Raw genomic sequence first — 18,055 nt, 5'->3', positions numbered from 1 at the left:
CGGCAACGTCTGCGGCGGCTACTGATCGCCCGATGAGCCAGCGCTAAAGCGCAAACACCAAGACTTGCTCCCTAGCCGGTGGGGCCGGGATAACCTGGCCCCATCGGCTAAACCCTGCGTCTGGGCCTAGGGCGGAGCCCGCATTCCGAGTTATGGTTCTGGCCAACTCGGATGCAAGGGGACGTCAATGTCGAAGCTGCGGTTCGGATACTTCATCGCCCCATTCCACCGCGCGGGCACCAATCCGACGCTGGCCTTGCAACGCGATCTCGCGTTCGTCGAGCATCTCGATGCCCTGGGTTTCGACGAGGTCTGGTTGGGCGAACACCACTCGGCGGGTAGCGAGATCATCAGTTCCCCAGAGATTTTCATCGCCGCCGCCGCCGAACGCGCGAAGCGCATCCGGTTCGGCACGGGCGTCATCTCGCTGTCGTACCACAATCCGTTGTGGGTCGCCGACCGGCTGATGCTGCTAGATCACCTCACGCACGGCCGCATCATCGGCGGCGTGGGCCCGGGCTCACTGCCCAGCGACTCGTCGATGATCGGGCTCACCCCGACCGACACCCGCGAGCTGCTGGAAACCAATCTCGACATCGTCGTGCGGCTGCTGGCGGGCGAGACCGTCAGCGCCAAGACCGCCACCCATCAGCTCTTCGACGCCAAGCTGCAGCTGGCCCCCTACTCCGACGGCGGGATCCCGCTGTCCGTCGCGGCTGTCGCCTCGCCCACGGGCGCGCGGTTGGCCGGCAAGCACGGCATCGGCCTGCTGTCCATCGGGGCGACGCTGACCGTCGAGGGTTTCAACGCGCTGTCCTACCACTGGGGCATCGTCGAGGAGCGCGCCGCGGCCTTCGGCACCCAGGTCGACCGCAGAAACTGGAGCCTGGTCGGTTTGTTCCACCTCGCCGAAACCGAGAAGCAGGCGCGCGAAGAGGTCAAGTTCGGCATCGAGCCGTGGTTCCGGTACTTCCAGAAGGTGGCCGCGTTCCCTCAGATGACGATGCCCGGGGAACAGCTCGACGAGATGATCGACGTCATCAACGACAATGGCGCGGGCGTGATCGGCACCCCCGAGCGGGCGCGCGAACAGGTGCAGCGGCTCTGGGATCAGTCCGGCGGGTTCGGCTGCATGCTGCAGATGGGTCACGAGTGGGCGAACCCCGCCGCCACCCGGCGGTCCGCCGAGTTGTTCGCCGCCGAGGTCATGCCCCACTTCCAGGGCCAGGCGCAGCCGACGCTGGACGCCGCCGCGCGCGCCGGTCAGGCCCGCGAGAACCTGGCGCAGTCGCAGCTGGACGCCGTCGCGCACATGACCAAGAAGTATGAAGACGAGGTCGAGGCGAAATAGCGCCTCGTTGCGCGGCTTCATATCGGGCCGACAGCCGGGACCCAGTGGGCGGCTAAGGACGCGGCGCATACCTGGAGGATGAGCAGCGACAGGCCCCACCCCACGACGACCGGCGGACGCCGCGGCGTGCTGCGCCTCGTTGTCGGGATCGCCGCGACCCTGGCCATACTCGCGCTGTACGACGCCGCTCGCGTCGCCACACCCGGGGGCGCGCCGGGATGGGCTTTGGCGAGCCGGACGGACCTGGCCGTTGCGCCCGAGGCGCCGCCCGGCCTGACCGGCGGCGGTTTCGCGGCCGATGACGACGATCAGTCCCGGCTGCAGGAGCAGCTCGACCAGCAGCAGCTGCAGCAGTCCATGCAACAGGCCGAACAGCAAAACGAGCAGGCCCAGCAGCAGTTCAATCAGGACATGCAGCAGCAACAAACGTACGAAAACCAGTTCAACGAACCGTAATTCGTGAATGGCAGCGTGGCGGCCGCTTCGCGCGGCCGTCACGCGTTCTGCGACAAGGTCAGCGCCCGGCGCGGGATTCCCGTTCGGCCGCCTTCACCAGCCGGCCCGCGAAGAACCGGACCGCTCCACCCATGGCCGCGCGCATCAGCGGACCCGTCCCGCGAACGCCTTCGGTGAACGAACCCGTCCAGCGGATGTCGGTGCCGCCCGCCGCATTCGGCGTCAGGACCACCTCGCCGGCGTAATCCTGCGCCGGGGTGCGCGGGCCCACCAGCTTGTAGGCGTGGCGCCGGTCCGGCTCGTAGGCGACGGTTTCCTCCTGCACGTAGACGGGCCACATGCCCACCTTGCGTATAGCTCCGATGCCACCCGGGGCGGGGTCGCCCTGGCGCGCCCAGCTCGAGTGCACCACGATCGGCTTGGCCCACTGCGACCAGTTCGCGCCGTCGGCCACCAGCCGGAACACCGTCGCGGGGGGCGCGCTGCTGGTGCGAGTGACTTCGAAGGAATAGTTGCGGCCCGGCATGACGACTCCTGGTGGTAGCAAACGGACGGCCCTGGACGCCGCTCGCCGGTAGGCTACCGCCCGTCCCGCGCTATAGCGGGATTGGGTTCGGCGCTGCGCCGCGCACCTTGGGCGTCCGCTGACCCGACGACCCGTAAAAGGGCCTGCGCGCGAACGCCACTGGCTAGTCTCCACTCGAAAGGTGGGAGATGGTTCTGAAATTGCGGGTGTCGCCCGATCTGATCGGCGGCGACGTGGAGGCCGGCTACGGCAAGGTGGCCGACGCGTTCCGGGCGACCCTTCGCGACGGCGCCGAGGTCGGCGCGGCCGTCGCCGTCTACCGCGACGGCGTCAAGGTGGTCGACCTGTGGGGTGGCTACCGCAACGGGCTGACCAAGGATCCGTGGCAGGCCGACACGATGGTGAACATGTTCTCCACGACCAAAGGCGTCGCCGCCCTGGTCGTGGCGGTGGCGGCCTCGCGCGGACTCATTTCCTATGACGCCAGGGTCGCCGATTACTGGCCGGAATTCGCGCGGGCAGGCAAGGGGGACGTCACGGTCCGCCAACTTCTGGCCCATCAGGCCGGAGTCTGCGCGCTCAAGCCGAAGCCGACGCTGGCCGACGTGGCCGATCCGCAACGGTTGTCGCCGATCCTGGCGGCCCAGGTGCCGGCGTGGCGGCCGGGCACCCGGCACGGCTATCACGCGATCACGCTGGGCTGGTACGAGTCCGAGTTGATCCGCCGGACCGATCCGGCCGGGCGCACCCTGGGCCGGTTTCTGGCCGACGAGATCGCCGCGCCGGCGGGACTCGACCTGCACATCGGCCTGCCCGCCTCGGTCGACCGCGCTCGGGTCGCCCATATTCACAATTGGGCGCGCGCGGAAACGATGCTGCATCTGGGCGTCATGCCCGCAGGATTCGTGGGCGCGTCGCTGAATCCGGTTGGCCTGACGGCCCGCACCATCGCGGTCCCGCGCGGCGTCAACCCGTTCGACGGCGACTACAACCGCGACGACGTCCGGGCGGTCGAGATCCCGTCGGCCAACGGCATCGGTACCGCCCGGTCGGTGGCGCGGATGTATGGCAGCGCGGTGTGCGGGGGCGCCGAGGTGCAGCTGCGCCAAGACGTCCTCGAGGCGCTGACGGCGCCCGCGGTTCCGCCGAGCCGCGGCGTGCGCGACAAGGTGATGCACATCGACGTGGCGTATTCCCTGGGTTTCTGTAAGCCCGTGCGGCAGTTCACGTTCGGCTCGTCGGATCGGGCGTTCGGCACGCCGGGCTTTGGGGGATCATTCGGGTGCGCCGACCCCGACACCGGCGTCGGGTTCGCCTATGTCATGAACCGGCTCGGGTTTCACCTGTGGAGCGACCCGCGTGAACTCGCGTTGCGGCAGGCATTGTTTCGCGACGTGCTGGGGGTGCGTCCGCAGAGTTGACGCCAACAACGGCCGTCGCGAGTGGCATCCTGGCCAGGTGGGCCTGATATTCCGGTTGGCGGAGCTGCTGATCTTGATCCTGCCGCTGACCGGCGCGATCATCGCCGCGGTGCGCGCATTCGGCGCCTACCGCCGGCGCGCCGACGAGCGGTCGCGGGAAATCGGTCCACCACCGGCACCCGGCACGGCCACCGCCGATCGGGCGGGCGTGAATCAGGCGGCCCAGTGGCGCTCGATCCGCCGCGTTCTCGATGAGCACGGCCGCACGGACGCGCGCTGGCTGGAGTACGAACTCGACGTCGCCAAGCTCCTGGACTACCCCCTGATGACCGACATGCGCGACGCAAACACGATCGCGTTCCACAAAGCCAAGCTGCGGGCCGACTTCCTGCGCCCCGTCAAGGCCGAGGACCTGCTCGACGACCGCGAAGGCGCCGCGCGATACATGGCCGCCGTCGAGGACTACGTCACCGCGTTCGACGCCGCCGAGTCCGAAGCGATCCGCCGTCGCCGCACCGATTTCTCCCGGGCGGATCAGCAGCGAATTGCGCGGGCGCAGAGCCTGTTACGGGTCGCGGCCGATCCCGGGGCGGCGCCCAACGAACGTCAGCGCGCCTACGACGTGGCCCGCAGCGAACTCGACGGCCTGCTGGTGCTGCCGTCGGCGACGCAGGCCAACCTCGAGCGCGGGATCTCCGGCGAGCTCGAGCGATAGGGCCGGCGATCGGATGACCGCGACACCCGGGCCGCCGGCCGCCCAACCGAACGAGCCACCAGGCCTCGAGGGGTTCCCGCGCACGCCGCCACCGCTTGCCGGCCCGGTGACGTTCGACCAGCACTGGCGCGATGTGACCTTCATCCATTGGCCGGTGCGTCCCGAAAGCGTCGAGACGATGTACCCGCCCGGCACCCGTCCCGACGTGTTCGCCGACGGGATGACCTACGTCGGGCTGATCCCGTTCGCCATGAGAAGTACCAAAGTTGTTGGTGCACTTCCGCTCCCATATTTCGGGAGTTTTCTGGAGACCAACGTCCGGCTTTATTCGATCGATGACGCAGGTCACCACGGCGTGCTGTTTCTGTCGCTCGAAACGGCGCGATTGGCCGTCGTTCCCGTCACCCGCCTCGGCCTCGGTGTCCCCTACACCTGGGCCAGGATGCGGCTGCGGCGCCACGACGGACGCATCGGGTACGACAGTGTCCGCCGATGGCCCCGGAGCGGCGTGTACAGCCGCATCGAGATCGCCGTCGGCGACGCGGTCGAACCGACGCCGCTGGAAATCTGGCTCACCGCCCGGTGGGGCGCACACACGCGCACGGCCGGCCGGACGTGGTGGGTGCCAAATGAACACGGACCCTGGCCGTTTCGCGCCGCGGAGGTTGTCGGGCTGGACAGCGAGCTGGTGGAGGCCAGCGGGGTGCGGCCGGTCGGCGATCGGTTACGCGCGCTGTATTCCTGCGGTGTGCGAACGCGTTTCGGCCGCCGGCAGCTGGTCCGTTGAGCTACGGACAGGTGTAACCTCCGTCGATCACGACGTCCGAACCGGTCATGTAGCTGGACGCCTCGGCGGCCAGATAGACGTAGAGGCCGACGAGTTCCTCGGGCCGCCCGATGCGGCCGAGCGGGATTTTCGGCTCCCACTGGCGGTGATACTCGGTTAACGGCTCGACGAGCTCGGTGAGGATGTAGCCGGGGCTGACGCTGTTCACCCGGATGTTGTGCGGAGCGAACTCGACGGCCATGGCCTTGGTCAGGTGGATGACGGCCGCCTTGGCGGCACAGTAGTGGCCGACCTGCTGCGGAACGTTGATGATGCTGCCCGACATGGACGCGGTGTTGATGATGACGCCGCCGCTGCCTTGCGTGACCATCGCCCGGGCCGCCGCCTGCGCGGTGAGGAAGACCCCGGTCACGTTGGTGTCCTGGATCCGCTGAAATTCCTCCGGCGACATCTCCAGCATCGGAACGACCGCGATGATGCCGGCGTTGCACACCGCGACGTCGATGCCGCCCAGCTCGGCGGTCACCTGGTCCACCATGCTGGTCACCTGGTCGGGTTGGGTCACGTCGCATCGGATCGGCACGATCTCGCCCTGGACATCGCCGGCGTCCGCCGCGAGCTCGTCGGCGACGTCGTGCAACGCATCGAGATGCCGGGCCGCGATGGCCACGTGGGCGCCGGCCTGCACGTAGGCCTGCGCGACTTTCCTGCCGATCCCGCTGGACGCCCCGGTCACCACCGCCCGCTTGCCGCGCAGGCTGAACAACTCCAACACGTTCATTCGATCTCCCCATTCATACGAGCGACCCGAAACCGAAACACGTTCTAGTGTGTCCGCTATGGGCAAATTCACCAGGGCAGAAATCGATGCAGCCGTCGAGAACTACACACGGGTCGTCGAAGGGTGCAGCGCCTCGGGCGACTGGCGGCCGTTCGCGGACCTGTTCACCGAGGACGTCGTCTACACCGAGCATCACTACGGCGTCTTCCACGGACGCGAGGCGGTCCGCGACTGGATCGTCGCGGTGATGGCGCCGTTCCCGCACATGCGCTTTCCCAGCGACTGGATCGCTTACGACGAGGACAACGACGCCATCGTCGTCATGATCAAGAACCTGCTCGACCACCCGACCGATCCGAACGGCGAACCGTTCTGGTTCCCCAACTGGACCCGCCTGGTCTACGCCGGAGACGGGCTGTTCTCCGGCGAGGAAGACATCTACAACCCCGACCGGGACGCTCCCGGCGTCGTCGCGGCCTGGATGCAGGCGGGCGGCCAGCTCGCCACCACCGAGATCCTGCAGCCCAGCACCTGACGCCCTACCGCCGAGCGTGCGGTCCGCGACGCATCAGCGGCGTGTCGCGTCGTGAATCGCGCGCTCGGCGTGGGAATCCGACCGCCTGCGCCGCCGCGCCCGGACCTTGCCCAGCGCCTGATCCCAGGCGAGCAGGGTGGTGGCCTTCACGTTGGCGGGCTTCACGCTGTCCTTGGACAGCAGCGCCGTCGCGGCCGCCTTCGTGGTCGCCGACGCCTTCGACATGTGGCCCGAATCGAACGGGGGCTGCGGGTCGTACTCGAGCGCGAGCTGGATCGCCTTCGCGCGGGATTCGCCGGCGATCTGTCCGGCCAGCCACAACGCGAGGTCGAGCCCGGCGGACACGCCCGCACTGGTGACGATGTCGTCGGAGTGCACGATTCGCTCGTCGGCCACGGGAACCGCGCCGAATGCCTTGAGCGCGGGGACCGTCAGCCAATGCGACGTCGCCCGCCGGCCGTCGAGCAGCCCCGCGGCCGCCAAGATCACCGACCCTGAGCACACCGACGTCGTCCAGCTCGCGCCGCCATGGGCCCGGCGCAGCCAGTCGAGCAACGCGTCGTCGCGGGCGTGCACGGGAGTCGACGGACCGCCGGGAACGAGAATGACGTCGGGGGAGGGCGTTTCGGACAGCGAGTGGGTGGCGCCGATGACCAGCACCCCGGAGTCGGCGGTGATCGGTCCCGCCTCGTGCCACACGAAGCGCACCTCGGCGCCGGGCAGGTTGCGCAGCACCTCGTACGGCCCGATCATGTCGAGCGCGGTGAATCCGGGGTAGGCCACGATGGCGATCTGGGTCATCGGTGTCGTCCTTTCGGTGTCAGGCGAAAGCCTTGCGGTATTGGTCGGGCGAAATGCCCACGCGGCGAAGGAAATTGCGCCGCATGGTTTCCGCGGTGCCGAAGCCACACCGGGCGGCGATGGCGACGACGGTGTCGTCGGTCTCCTCCAACTGCCGGCGCGCGGCTTCGGTGCGGATGCGTTCGACGTATTGGCCGGGCGCCTCACCGATTTCGGCGGTGAACACCCGGGTGAAGTGGCGCGGGCTCATCGCGGCGCGGCGGGCCAGGTCATCGATGCTGTGCGGGCCGCCCGGCTCCGCCTCGATCCTCTCCTGCACCTCGCGAATCGAATCCCGTCGGGCCCTCGGCATCCACACCGGCGCCGCGAACTGGGTCTGCCCGCCCGGTCGGCGCAGATACAGCACCAGCCAGCGGGCGACCGTCTGCGCGATCTCGGTGCCATGGTCGTCCTCGATCAGCGCCAGCGCCAGGTCGATGCCCGCGGTGACGCCCGCGGCGGTCCACACCGTCTCCGAGCTCCGCACGAAGATCGGGTCGGCATTGACCTCGATGGCGGGGAATTCGGCCGCCAGCCGCTCGGCGAACGCCCAGTGCGTGGTCACCCGTTGCCCGTCCAGCAGCCCCGCCTCGGCCGCGAGAAACGCGCCGGTGCAGACCGTCACCATGCGGCGGGCATGACCGGAGACGGTCTTGACCCAGGCGACGAGCTCGCCATCGGAGCGGGCCGCCTCCACGCCCGCGCCGCCGGGCAGCACCACCGTGTCGATCGGGTCGGCCGGGTCCGGCAGCGGCGTCGTCACGAAGGCCAGCCCGGTCGCCGTCGCGATGGGTTGGCCGCCGACCGAGGCAAAGGCGACGTCGTAGCCGCCGCCGGTCAACAACGACGCGCCGGTGAACACGTCGTAGGGACCCACCACATCGAGCGCCTGCACACCGGGGAAACCGGCGATCACCACCTTGCGAGGCATGGATTCAGTGTTGGACACGCGGGGGCATGTCGTCTACGCCATGTACCCCACGAATTAGGACACGGGACCTGCCCCATGACGGCCGCGGCGGCCTTGGCAGACTGTTGCCCATGGCACAGATAACGTTGCGTGGAAACCCGATCAACACTGTCGGCGAGCTGCCTGCCGTCGGATCAAAAGCCCCGGCCTTCAGTCTGGTCGGCGGCGATCTGGCCGCGGTCAGCAGCGAGCAATTCGACGGTAAGCCCTTGGTGCTCAACATCTTTCCGTCCATCGACACGCCGGTGTGCGCGACGAGCGTGCGGACCTTCAACGAGCGCGCCGCCGGCGGCGGGGCGACGGTGGTGAACGTCTCGAAGGACCTGCCGTTCGCGCAGGCGCGGTTCTGTGGCGCCGAGGGCATCGAGAACGTCAAGACCGCGTCGGCGTTCCGGGACAGCTTTGGTGAGGACTACGGCGTCACCATCACCGACGGCCCGATGGCCGGATTGCTCGCCCGCGCCATCGTGGTGGTCGGGGCCGACGGCAACGTCGCCTACACCGAGCTGGTGCCCGAGATCGCGCAGGAGCCCAACTACGACGCGGCTCTGGCGGCCGCGGGCTGATCTTAGCCCGCCGCGCGTCAGGCCTGGTCGAGTTCGGCCCGGCCCACTCGCTGCGCGGTGGCCGCCAGCACTTCGCGGCAGCCACGCCACATCTGGGTGATGATGTCGGCGGCCGGGGGCAGGTCCTGGATGCGTCCGGCCACCTGGCCGGTGTTGGCGACGCTCGCGTCTAGGTCGCCGTCGAAGTAGAGCCGCTGCACGCGTTGTAGCGCGGCGGCGCCCGCCTCGGCGGACGTCGCCGCGTCGAGCCGCTCCGCGGCGGGCGTCCGGATGACGCGCATCATCCGGTTGCCGTCGAGGGGCAGCAGGACCGTGCCGGTTTCGTCGGCGTCGACGACCGCTTGCTTGAGGTTGCCGTGCACCGGCGATTCCGCGGAGGCGAGCAGCCGGGTGCCCATCTGCACCGCCTCGGCGCCCAGCACGAAGGCGGCCGCCATGGACCGCGCGTCGCAGATCCCGCCGGCCGCGACGATCGGGACGTCGACGTGGGCGGCCACCAGCGGCAGCAGCACCATGGTCGACGCGCCGAACCGGTTCTTGAAACCGCCCCCTTCGACGCCTTCGACCACGAGCCCGTCGACGCCGGCGTCGACGGCCTTCTTGGCCGCGGCCAGGGTGCCCACCACGTGGAACACCGTGATGCCCGCGTCGTGCAGGCGTTCGGTGAAAATCGATGGGCTGCCGGCGGAGGTGGTCACGAATCGAATGTCGTTGGCGACAAGCAAGTCCAGCATCGCAGGATCACGGTTGAACAGCAGCGCGATGTTCGCGCCGACGGCACCGGCGGTCAACTCGCGCACCCGCCGCAGGTCGGCTCGTCCCTGATCCGAGGTGGTCTCGATGATTCCCAGCGCACCGGCGTTCGACACCGCCGCGGCAAGTTGGGCCCCGGCGATATAGGTCATGGGCGCCTGGATGATCGGGATGTCGATGCGCGCGAGCGCGCAGACGCGGTTGGTCGGTGGACCGGGGACGCCGGTGGTCATCGGTCCCGCGGATCAACGAGGTCGCGGAAGCTTTCCGACCGGTGGACGGATGCACCCAGGCTTCGCACCCGGTCGGTCAGCGCTCGGTCGGAGGTCACCACGCGAATGTCGTGCGGCGCAGCGTCGGCCGCGACCAGCGCGACGATCTCGTCGTCGGCCGAATTCGCCGCGGCCCTCGGTGCGTGCGCTATCTCGATCACCGATGACGTGAGGGCCGTCGACGGCGGTCGCTCAAAAACCACGGTCACCATCTCTCCTTGGCTCGAGGCCCATCGATCCAGCCTGTCGACCAATGTGACCATCGCACCGTCGCGGTCCTTCCACCAGCCATCGGGACGGCTTCCGATCACATTCATGCCGTCGACAATCCAGCGCACAACCCACACCGTAAACGACGTGTCGCGACGGGTGATTTTCGTTCGCAATGCCCGGAGCGGTTGATACGGTCACCCTCATGACCTCGATCGCCGACACGCAAGACCGGGTTGTGGCGCTGGCCCGCGGTATGCGGGAGCTGGTGCAGTCCGAAGCCGCCGCATCCGAGCGGCTGCGCACGCTGACCCCGGCGATCGTGGATGAGATGTGGGCCAGTGGGCTGATGTCGGCGTTCAACCCGGTCGCGGCCGGTGGCGTCGAGCCGTCGTTCGCCGAGATGATCGAAACCTGGATCGAAATGGCTTGGCAGGACGGGTCATTCGGCTGGGTGGGGATCGCCAATCTGCCGTCGTCGTTCGCCGCGGCGGCATACCTGCCCGACGACGGCTTCGCCGAGGTGTTCACCGCGCACGACAACCGAGTCACCCTGGGCGGCCAATTCTTTCCCAATGGGCAGGGCGCCGCCGTCGACGGTGGCTACCGGGTGAGTGGCGCGTGGAACTTCGGTTCGGGCGTCGGTCACGCCGAATACGTTGCCGCCGGCTTCCTGCCGATGGACGACGGCGAGATGCGCTGGATCAGTGAGGGTTTCCCCGAGATGCGCGTCGCCGTCATTCCGCGGGACGAGATCAGCTTCAACGACGGCTGGTTCGTGCAGGGGCTGAAGGGAACCGGTTCCTACGACTACAGCGCTTCAGAGGTATTCGTGCCCGAGAGCCGCACGTTCGAACTGTTCGTGCGGCAGCCCTATCGCGGGACGTCCCCGGCCACCCGCATGGGGCTGATGCCGGTGACCGCGGCCGGGCACGCGTCGTGGGCGCTGGGCGTGGCAAAGAGCATGCTCGACGATGTCCAAGAGCTGGCCGCGACGAAGTTCCGGATGAGTGACATGGCGTCGCTGGCCAGCCGCCCCACCTTCCAGAAGGGCCTGGCGCATCACCGCGCGGCCTGGCGCGCGGCGCGGCTGTTGGTGCTCGACGCGTTCACCACCGCGGAGGCGGCCGTGGCGGCGGGGCAGGAACTGACTCCGGCGCTTCGGGCCGACATGCGGGTTGCCGCCGTCTACGCCACCGACATCGCCCGCGGCTGCGCCGAATGGGCCCACCTGGTCGCCGGCACCAGCTCGATCCGCGAGGGCAGCCGGTTGGAGCGCGCCTTCCGCGACATCTACACCGGGACGCAGCACGCCTTCATCAGCGAGAAGGTCGCCATCGACGTCGCCCAGATCTGGCTGGGCATCATCGAAGACCAGCCCGGGCTGTAGGCCGCCGGCGCCTGCGCGCCGGGCTCGCCAACGTTGACCGATTGACGGACGGGCAATCATGCCTTCGCTACCATTGCGCGCATGCGCGGTGCAAAAATCCTGATCACCGGTCCGACCGGTCAAATCGCCACCCCCCTCGCCCGGGCGCTTGCCGGCGACAACGAGGTCTGGGGGATCGCCCGTTTCACCGACCCCGCGGCGCGCGAAGGCCTCGAGAAGGCCGGGATCCGTTGCGAGAAAGTGGATCTGGCGGCTGGCGACTTCACCGGCCTGCCAACCGATTTCGACTATGTCCTCAACCTGGCGGTGGCCAAGAGCGGAAGCTGGGACAAAGACCTTGCGGCCAACGCGGAATCGGTCGGCCTGCTGATGGCCCACTGCCGCAACGCGAAGGCCTTCCTGCACTGCTCGTCGGCGGCCGTATACGACCCGCCGGGCGACGAGCCGCGCAGCGAGCGGTCCGCCCTGGGCGACAACCACAAGCCGCTCTTTCCCACGTATTCCATTTCCAAGATCGCCGGCGAAGTGGTGGCCCGCTCGACGGCCCGTGTTCTCGGCCTGCCCACCACGATCGCGCGGCTCAACGTTCCCTACGGCGACAACGGCGGTTGGCCGTTCTACCACATGGAGATGATGCTGGGCGGCATCCCGATTCCCGTCCCACCCGGTGAACCCGCGCGCTACAACCCGATTCACGAGGACGACATCATCGCCACCATCCCCAAACTGCTCGAGGTCGCGTCGGTCCCGGCGACCACGGTCAACTGGTGCGGGGAGCAGACCGTCAGCTTGCAGGAGTGGTGCGGCTACCTCGGATCACTCGTCGGCGCTGAACCGGTCTTCGAGCCGAGCGAGCAAGCGTTACGCGGCAATCCCACCACCATCGACCGCATGCACGAGCTCATCGGCGGCACCTCGGTCGACTGGCGCGACGGATTGCGTCGCATGGCGGCCAAGTTCCACCCGGAGCTGATCGGCGTCTAACCGGTTGCGGGGCAACGGTATTGCCCCCGCGAATCAAGCCCGGCCCCGCACTGAGCGGGGCGCGGGGGGAGCGCCCTTGGACGGCTGGCCGGTCGGGGTGGCAACATCACCTGGGTGACCAGCACACCGGAGGCCGCGGCGCAGCGCCTGCGCACGCTGGTCCTGTTGCGCCGCGTTCGTGACCGCATCGACAGGGACTACAGGCAGCCGTTGGACGTCGAGGCGCTCGCGCGCGGGGTGCACATGTCCGCCGGCCACCTCAGCCGCGAATTCCGGCGCGCCTACGGCGAATCGCCGTATTCCTATCTGATGACGCGGCGCATCGAGCGGGCGATGGCGCTGCTGCGCCGGGGCGACCTGAGCGTCACCGAGGTCTGCTTCGCAGTCGGTTGCTCGTCGTTAGGCACCTTCAGCACCCGATTTACCGAATTGGTCGGTGTGCCGCCCAGCGCCTATCGCCGTCGGTCGGCTGACGCGCTGGCGGGCATGCCGCCGTGCTTGGTCAAGCAGGTGGCGAGACCGATCAGGAATCGAGAAGCGGCCGCCATCGGACCGCACCTAACCTGACCGCATGACCATCACCATTCACTCGAGTTTCCTTCCCCATGCGGATCCGGAGTCATCGCTGGCCTTCTATCGCGACGTCCTCGGGTTCGAAGTTCGGCTCGACGTCGGCAAGGGCACGATGCGATGGATCACGGTCGGTCCGCCGAACCGGCCGGACACGTCCATCGTCTTGAACCCGCCCGCGGCCAACCCGGGTCTCACCGACGACGAGCGCCGCACCATCGCCGAGATGATGGCCAAGGGCAGCTACGCCACACTGCTGCTGGCCACCAAGGACCTCGACGGCACCTTCGAACGGCTGCAGTCCTGCGACGTCGACATCGTCCAAGAACCCACCGACCAGCCGTACGGGCTGCGCGACTGCGCCGTCCGCGATCCCGCGGGAAATCTCATCCGCATCCAACAATCGCGCTGAGCCCACCCGGCTGCGGATGCTTGACCAGCCGAGTGCACAATGCTAAGCAAGTGCTCAGCACTCGAGCGCATGGGGCGCCGGGGCGCCACGACTGGCAGGGCGAAAGGGATCAGATGACGGTGCAGGCGGTATTGGACGACCTTCGCAAGCGCCCCGGCGCGGGTGACGTCATCGCGGTTATCGATCCCGCGACCGAGGAGACGATCACCGAATTCACCGATTGCGGGCAGGAAGCGGTCAACGACGCCGCGGCGAAGGCGAAGGAGACCTTCGAGTCGGGGGTCTGGGCGGAGCTTCCCGGCCGCGAGCGCGCCAAGATCTTGTGGCGCATCGGGGAGCTGATCGACGAGCACGCCGAGGAGTTCGCCCAACTGGACTCGCTCAACACCGGCATGCCGCTGCTGCAGGCCCAATTGCAGATGTCGACCTGCTCGGAGTTCTTCCGCTATTACGCCGGTTGGTGTTCGAAGATCAACGGCGTCGCCTACGACGTGAAAACCGACGGCATCGCGACGGACAACTACGTCAACATGCACGCCTACACCCTCAAAGAGCCGTACAGCGTTGTGGGCCTGATCTTCCCGTGGAACGGCCCCATCTTCAACGCCAGCGCGAAGCTGGCGCCGGCCCTGGCCGCGGGCGGCAGCCTGCTGGTCAAGCCGGCCGAGGAGACTCCGCTGTCGGCCCTGCTGTTGGACCGGCTGATCCACGAGGCCGGCGTGCCCGAGGGTGTGGTCAACCTGCTGACCGGATACGGCCACACCGCCGGCGCCGCGATCACCGCGCACCCCGACGTCCAGAAGGTGGCCTTCACCGGCTCGACCGAGGTCGGCAAGGAGATCGTGCGGGCCTCGGCCGGCAACCTGAAGAAGGTCACGCTGGAACTAGGTGGGAAATCGCCGGTGCTGATCTTCGACGACGCCAACCTGGACAACGCCATCATGATGGCGTCGCTGGGCATCTTCGTGCACTCCGGCCAGGGCTGCGTGTGCGGGTCGCGCATCTTCGCCCAGCGCGGTGTCTACGACCGGGTCGTGGAAGGCATTGCGATGATGGCGAATTCGTTCAAGTTGGGCGCCCCCAGCGAGGAGGGCTGCGTCAGCGGGCCGCTGATCAGCCAGAAGCAGCTGAACCGCGTCATGGGCTTCATCGACGAAGGCAAGAAGGACGGCGTCGAGGTGGTCACCGGGGGCCACCGGTTGGACCGCAAGGGCTACTTCGTCCACCCGACGGTGCTCACCAACGTCGACACCAGCATGCGGCTCTACCAGCAGGAGATCTTCGGTCCGGTGGTCACCATCCTGCCGTTCGACGACGAAGACGAGGCCGTGGCGTTGGCCAACGACACCACCTACGGCCTGGCGGCCACCGCATGGACGGAGAACCTCGGTCGGGCCCACCGGATCATGCGGCGACTCCAGGCCGGCAGCGTTCAGGTCAACTGCCAGTTGGTGTTCGACCACGATGTGCCGTTCGGCGGCTACAAGCAGTCCGGCTGGGGTCACGAGTTCGGCAAAGAGGGCCTCGAGATCTACCTGAAGACGAAGTCGGTCTGGGCTCAGCTCTAACCCGTTGCCCTAAACCGTTGCGGCACAACGGAAAGTCCCGGACCCTCGTCAGGTCCGGGACCTCTCCGACGGCCGTCAGACGAGTCAAGATTCCTTGTTGTAGCGGGTGAGGAATCCGATGGAGGCCGCCGCGGCGGCCGTGCCGATCACGCCCCACAGCACCACCTGGAAAGCCATCGCGCCGAAAAACCAGCCGAAAGTCATTCCGAGGTAGAGCATCCAGATCAGTCGGTAAACGCTCCAGAGCGCAAGCAGGCCGGTGCTGATCCCGATGTACAGGCTGCGCTGCCGATCGACACGGTTGATCTGCTCTTGGATGCTGCTCGGCACGATGTTCATTTGCCGTCTTCCTTTCCTGGGGCGCCGCCTCCTTGGCGGCGTCATGGCAGCAAGTACAGCCGCGCCCGGCGGCTACCGATCCCAATCACGCGACACCGCCCAAACCGGCCCGACGAATGCAGGCGCGTCCTACCCTGCAGAAGGGGGCCTGACGAAGGGTTGGCTCGATGAACGTGATGCGCTGCATGCTCCGGGTCCTCGCCGTCGCCGCGCTGGCCGTGCCGCCAACCGGGTCGACATTGGCGGCCGGTCCGGCGGCCGCGGATCCGCCGGCCACCCAGTCGATCACGGTGATGGCCGTCGGGCCGGGCGGCGAAGCGATCAACGGCTACCACGTGGCGTCCGGACCGGGCACCGTCGGCCAGGCGAGCGAGTGTTCGCAGCCGTCGCCGTCGGCGGTGGCCGACAACGTGTACTACTGCTCGCCGAGCGCGGCCGGAGCCGGCACGTGCTGGCCGTCCACGCCGGGATCGCTTCTGTGCGTGGACAATCCGTGGGACATGCAGATGCACCGGGTGACGTTCGACGGCAACCTTCCGCCCGTGCACGCGACCGCCGACCCGGACCCGTTCGCCCTGACCCTCGACGACGGCACCCGCTGCCTGCTGCGCAACGGTGGCGCGTGGGGTGGGCGCGCCGACGGGTACGTCGGCGTCTACGGATGCGGCGGCGCGGGCAGTGACCTCGCCGTGTTGTGGCTGCCCAGCCAGGGCGCCGGGTCCTGCATCGATCGCTCGTCGGCGGCGTGGACCGTCAAAGTCGGACGCCTCGGCGCGCCGGACGCCGTCCTGCCACCGCCCGCGACCCGAGCCGTGACCGCCGCGTGGTTCGCGGGAGGCAGGGCGGGCCAGTAGCACGGCGCCGGTACTGCTATAACGCAACGTATGTCTGGTCCAGGGCACACGATCACCCATGTCTCCGATACCGCCCGGTGGACGGCACTACACCGGGCAACCGAATCGGCCCGCCCCGATGCGCTGTTTTGCGACCCGCTGGCCGAACGCCTCGCGGGCGAGCAGGGCCGCGCGATCGTCGACCACGTTCGGTGGGCGGACCGCAGCGGTTGGTGGTTGGTCGCGCGCACCAAGCTCATCGATGACGCCATCGCCGACGCGCTCGCGCACGGCTGTGACCGCGTCCTGAATCTAGCCGCCGGCCTGGACACCCGGCCCTATCGCCTGGACCTCCCGCCCGATCTCACCTGGGTTGAGGCCGATCTACCCAAGCTGCTCGCCGAAAAGACGCAGCTGCTGGCCGATCAGACGCCGCGCTGCCGGCTCAACCGCACAGCGGTCGACCTCGCCGACCCGTCGGCCCGAGACGCCTTCTTCAACGAAGCGCTGGCCGGCGCAACGAAGGCCTTCGTGCTGACCGAGGGGCTGTCGATGTATCTGGAAGCCTCCGACGTCGCTGCGCTGTCGGGGGCGATCAAGCGACCCGAGGTCGCCTGGTGGATGATCGATTTCGCCTTTCCCGGCCTCAGGGAGCGGATCAACAAGAACGTCGCCGGGATTTCGGAAAACGCACCCTTCAGGTTCGCGCCCGAAAACGGGCTGGCCTTTTTCGAAGACCTGGGCTGGCGAGCCGTCGAAGCGGAATCGTTGCTGGTGGCCGCGAAACGGTTCCACCGCCTACCGCTATGGATGCGCCCGCTGACCTGGCAGCGGACGGATTTGCGCCGCCCGGGCGGCAGGCCCACGACCGCGGTCGCGCTGCTGACGCATTGAGGCGAGCCGCCTACCAGACCCTGATCCAGTCGACGAGCATGTCGGCGGGATAACTGCCCGGGCCCGGGTCTTCGCCCCCCGAACCGGCGACCGCGAGGTTGAACACCGGATAGACCGTGTATCCGGCCCCGTTGAACGGCCAGTCGGGCAGCGAGCTCGCCGGCACGTCGAAGTAGGGCGCGGCGCCGTCGGTGTAGTCCTTCCAGAAGCGGATGCCTGAGGCGTCCCACTGGGTGCGCCAGGTGTGCCAGGCGCTGTCCACCGCGATGTTGTGGGTCTTCCATTCGCCGCCGTTGGCCTTGGCATGGACGGTGGTCGCCGAGGGCCACTTGCCGTTGCCGTACCACTCCATGACGTCGATCTCGCCCTGATCGTCATTGCCGAGCCAGTACGCGGGCCAGGCCCCCGGGGTCAGGCAGTTCAGTTTGATCCGGGCTTCCCAGGTGTGGCCGACGCCGCCGCGCCACAGGCTCTGCACCTTGCCGCTGTAGTAGGTGGGCCCATCCTTGGCGGCGCGCAGCACCAGGTTGGAATTGCCGTCGACGAACACGTTGCGGCGGTCGTCGCGGTACTGCCCGATGTGCTCGGGCAGCTCCCAATAGGTCGGGTCCTTGATCGTCTCGCGGGCTTTGGCCACCGCCCATTTCGACGCGTCGGGGGCCGAGCCCGCCGGACCATCGAATTCGTCCGAGAAGATGTAGTTCCCGGATTGGCCGCTCGGCGCGGCGGGCGGCGGTATTCGGCCGGCGGGCTCGCTCTGGCAGGGCGGGTACGCCCAAGCCTTCGAGGCGGGCAGCGTGGCTGCCAGCACCCCGATCCCGGTGGTCAAAATCATGCGGCGGCGGTCCATCTCCGGCATAAGCAAGGGACCCTAGCAGCCAA

The 18,055-nt window shown here is 68.3% G+C and carries 22 protein-coding genes; 14 read left to right on the top strand and 8 right to left on the bottom strand.

Annotated features, from left to right (window positions below):
- Positions 1-187 precede the first annotated feature (187 nt).
- Positions 188-1,351: an LLM class flavin-dependent oxidoreductase gene (locus tag DQP57_RS02940; protein ID WP_112631535.1), complete on the top strand. Its 1,164-nt coding sequence runs from the start codon at positions 188-190 to the stop codon at positions 1,349-1,351.
- 78 nt (positions 1,352-1,429) lie between these two features.
- A complete protein-coding gene (locus tag DQP57_RS02935) occupies positions 1,430-1,807 on the top strand; it encodes a hypothetical protein (protein WP_133259217.1) in 378 nt (125 codons plus the stop codon).
- Between the two features lie 58 nt (positions 1,808-1,865).
- Here DQP57_RS02935 and DQP57_RS02930 read toward each other — a convergent pair whose 3' ends face one another.
- Complete coding sequence (locus DQP57_RS02930) at positions 1,866-2,333, bottom strand: SRPBCC family protein (RefSeq protein ID WP_112631533.1); 468 nt, start codon at positions 2,331-2,333, stop codon at positions 1,866-1,868.
- 188 nt (positions 2,334-2,521) lie between these two features.
- On the opposite strand from DQP57_RS02930, the gene DQP57_RS02925 reads away from it, so the two are divergent.
- Genes DQP57_RS02925 through DQP57_RS02915 form a run of 3 tightly spaced genes read left to right on the top strand, consistent with a single transcriptional unit; the run spans position 2,522 to position 5,256 of the window.
- A complete protein-coding gene (locus DQP57_RS02925) occupies positions 2,522-3,754 on the top strand; it encodes a serine hydrolase domain-containing protein (protein WP_112631532.1) in 1,233 nt (410 codons plus the stop codon).
- A 37-nt stretch (positions 3,755-3,791) separates the two neighbouring features.
- Positions 3,792-4,469, top strand: a complete 678-nt coding sequence (locus tag DQP57_RS02920) for a hypothetical protein (protein ID WP_112631531.1) — start codon at positions 3,792-3,794, stop codon at positions 4,467-4,469.
- 13 nt (positions 4,470-4,482) lie between these two features.
- On the top strand, positions 4,483-5,256 hold the full coding sequence (locus tag DQP57_RS02915; RefSeq protein WP_112631530.1) for a YqjF family protein: 774 nt from the start codon (positions 4,483-4,485) through the stop codon (positions 5,254-5,256).
- Between the two features lies 1 nt (position 5,257).
- On the opposite strand, the gene DQP57_RS02910 is transcribed toward DQP57_RS02915, so the two are convergent.
- Positions 5,258-6,037, bottom strand: a complete 780-nt coding sequence (locus tag DQP57_RS02910; RefSeq protein ID WP_112631529.1) for an SDR family oxidoreductase — start codon at positions 6,035-6,037, stop codon at positions 5,258-5,260.
- A 58-nt stretch (positions 6,038-6,095) separates the two neighbouring features.
- Between DQP57_RS02910 and DQP57_RS02905 the strand changes: the two genes are divergently transcribed.
- Positions 6,096-6,572 carry a nuclear transport factor 2 family protein gene (locus tag DQP57_RS02905; protein WP_112631528.1) on the top strand — a complete coding sequence of 159 codons (477 nt, stop codon included), beginning with the start codon at positions 6,096-6,098 and terminating at the stop codon, positions 6,570-6,572.
- 33 nt (positions 6,573-6,605) lie between these two features.
- Here DQP57_RS02905 and DQP57_RS02900 read toward each other — a convergent pair whose 3' ends face one another.
- Together DQP57_RS02900 and DQP57_RS02895 are read right to left on the bottom strand one after the other, a co-directional pair.
- Positions 6,606-7,373 carry a DJ-1/PfpI family protein gene (locus DQP57_RS02900; RefSeq protein ID WP_112631527.1) on the bottom strand — a complete coding sequence of 256 codons (768 nt, stop codon included), beginning with the start codon at positions 7,371-7,373 and terminating at the stop codon, positions 6,606-6,608.
- 19 nt (positions 7,374-7,392) lie between these two features.
- Positions 7,393-8,343 carry a GlxA family transcriptional regulator gene (locus tag DQP57_RS02895; protein WP_112631526.1) on the bottom strand — a complete coding sequence of 317 codons (951 nt, stop codon included), beginning with the start codon at positions 8,341-8,343 and terminating at the stop codon, positions 7,393-7,395.
- Positions 8,344-8,453: 110 nt separating this feature from the next.
- On the opposite strand from DQP57_RS02895, the gene tpx reads away from it, so the two are divergent.
- Positions 8,454-8,948: a thiol peroxidase gene (gene tpx, locus DQP57_RS02890; protein ID WP_112631525.1), complete on the top strand. Its 495-nt coding sequence runs from the start codon at positions 8,454-8,456 to the stop codon at positions 8,946-8,948.
- A gap of 17 nt (positions 8,949-8,965) precedes the next feature.
- Here tpx and DQP57_RS02885 read toward each other — a convergent pair whose 3' ends face one another.
- Both DQP57_RS02885 and DQP57_RS02880 read right to left on the bottom strand, forming a co-directional pair.
- Complete coding sequence (locus DQP57_RS02885) at positions 8,966-9,934, bottom strand: NAD(P)H-dependent flavin oxidoreductase (protein WP_112631524.1); 969 nt, start codon at positions 9,932-9,934, stop codon at positions 8,966-8,968.
- A complete protein-coding gene (locus tag DQP57_RS02880; RefSeq protein WP_112631523.1) occupies positions 9,931-10,311 on the bottom strand; it encodes an NYN domain-containing protein in 381 nt (126 codons plus the stop codon). Before DQP57_RS02880 ends, DQP57_RS02885 begins: the two co-directional genes overlap by 4 nt.
- A gap of 77 nt (positions 10,312-10,388) precedes the next feature.
- Here DQP57_RS02880 and DQP57_RS02875 point away from each other — a divergent pair, with 77 nt between their 5' ends.
- The 5 genes from DQP57_RS02875 to DQP57_RS02855 all read left to right on the top strand — a co-directional run bounded on the left by DQP57_RS02875 (position 10,389) and on the right by DQP57_RS02855 (position 15,107).
- Positions 10,389-11,573: an acyl-CoA dehydrogenase family protein gene (locus tag DQP57_RS02875; RefSeq protein ID WP_112631522.1), complete on the top strand. Its 1,185-nt coding sequence runs from the start codon at positions 10,389-10,391 to the stop codon at positions 11,571-11,573.
- Positions 11,574-11,654: 81 nt separating this feature from the next.
- Positions 11,655-12,557 (top strand): NAD-dependent epimerase/dehydratase family protein, encoded by a 903-nt coding sequence (locus DQP57_RS02870; RefSeq protein WP_112631521.1) that lies wholly within the window; start codon positions 11,655-11,657, stop codon positions 12,555-12,557.
- Positions 12,558-12,671: 114 nt separating this feature from the next.
- Positions 12,672-13,124, top strand: coding sequence for a helix-turn-helix transcriptional regulator (locus DQP57_RS02865; protein ID WP_112631520.1), 453 nt, complete (start codon positions 12,672-12,674; stop codon positions 13,122-13,124).
- Positions 13,125-13,128: 4 nt separating this feature from the next.
- Positions 13,129-13,539: a VOC family protein gene (locus DQP57_RS02860; protein ID WP_112631519.1), complete on the top strand. Its 411-nt coding sequence runs from the start codon at positions 13,129-13,131 to the stop codon at positions 13,537-13,539.
- 113 nt (positions 13,540-13,652) lie between these two features.
- Complete coding sequence (locus tag DQP57_RS02855; protein ID WP_112631517.1) at positions 13,653-15,107, top strand: aldehyde dehydrogenase family protein; 1,455 nt, start codon at positions 13,653-13,655, stop codon at positions 15,105-15,107.
- Positions 15,108-15,191: 84 nt separating this feature from the next.
- Here the strand turns inward: DQP57_RS02855 and DQP57_RS02850 are convergent, their stop codons facing one another.
- Positions 15,192-15,446 carry a hypothetical protein gene (locus tag DQP57_RS02850; protein ID WP_112631515.1) on the bottom strand — a complete coding sequence of 85 codons (255 nt, stop codon included), beginning with the start codon at positions 15,444-15,446 and terminating at the stop codon, positions 15,192-15,194.
- A gap of 167 nt (positions 15,447-15,613) precedes the next feature.
- Between DQP57_RS02850 and DQP57_RS02845 the strand changes: the two genes are divergently transcribed.
- Positions 15,614-16,300 carry a hypothetical protein gene (locus DQP57_RS02845; protein ID WP_112631513.1) on the top strand — a complete coding sequence of 229 codons (687 nt, stop codon included), beginning with the start codon at positions 15,614-15,616 and terminating at the stop codon, positions 16,298-16,300.
- A gap of 30 nt (positions 16,301-16,330) precedes the next feature.
- Positions 16,331-17,173, top strand: coding sequence for a class I SAM-dependent methyltransferase (locus DQP57_RS02840; RefSeq protein WP_112631511.1), 843 nt, complete (start codon positions 16,331-16,333; stop codon positions 17,171-17,173).
- Positions 17,174-17,183: 10 nt separating this feature from the next.
- Here the strand turns inward: DQP57_RS02840 and DQP57_RS02835 are convergent, their stop codons facing one another.
- Positions 17,184-18,032, bottom strand: a complete 849-nt coding sequence (locus DQP57_RS02835; RefSeq protein WP_112631509.1) for a glycoside hydrolase family 16 protein — start codon at positions 18,030-18,032, stop codon at positions 17,184-17,186.
- Between the last annotated feature and the right edge of the window lie 23 nt (positions 18,033-18,055).

Source organism: Mycobacterium colombiense (assembly GCF_003284935.1).
Taxonomy (GTDB): Bacteria; Actinomycetota; Actinomycetes; order Mycobacteriales; family Mycobacteriaceae; genus Mycobacterium; species Mycobacterium arosiense_A.
This window is presented reverse-complemented; position numbering and strand designations above follow the sequence as displayed.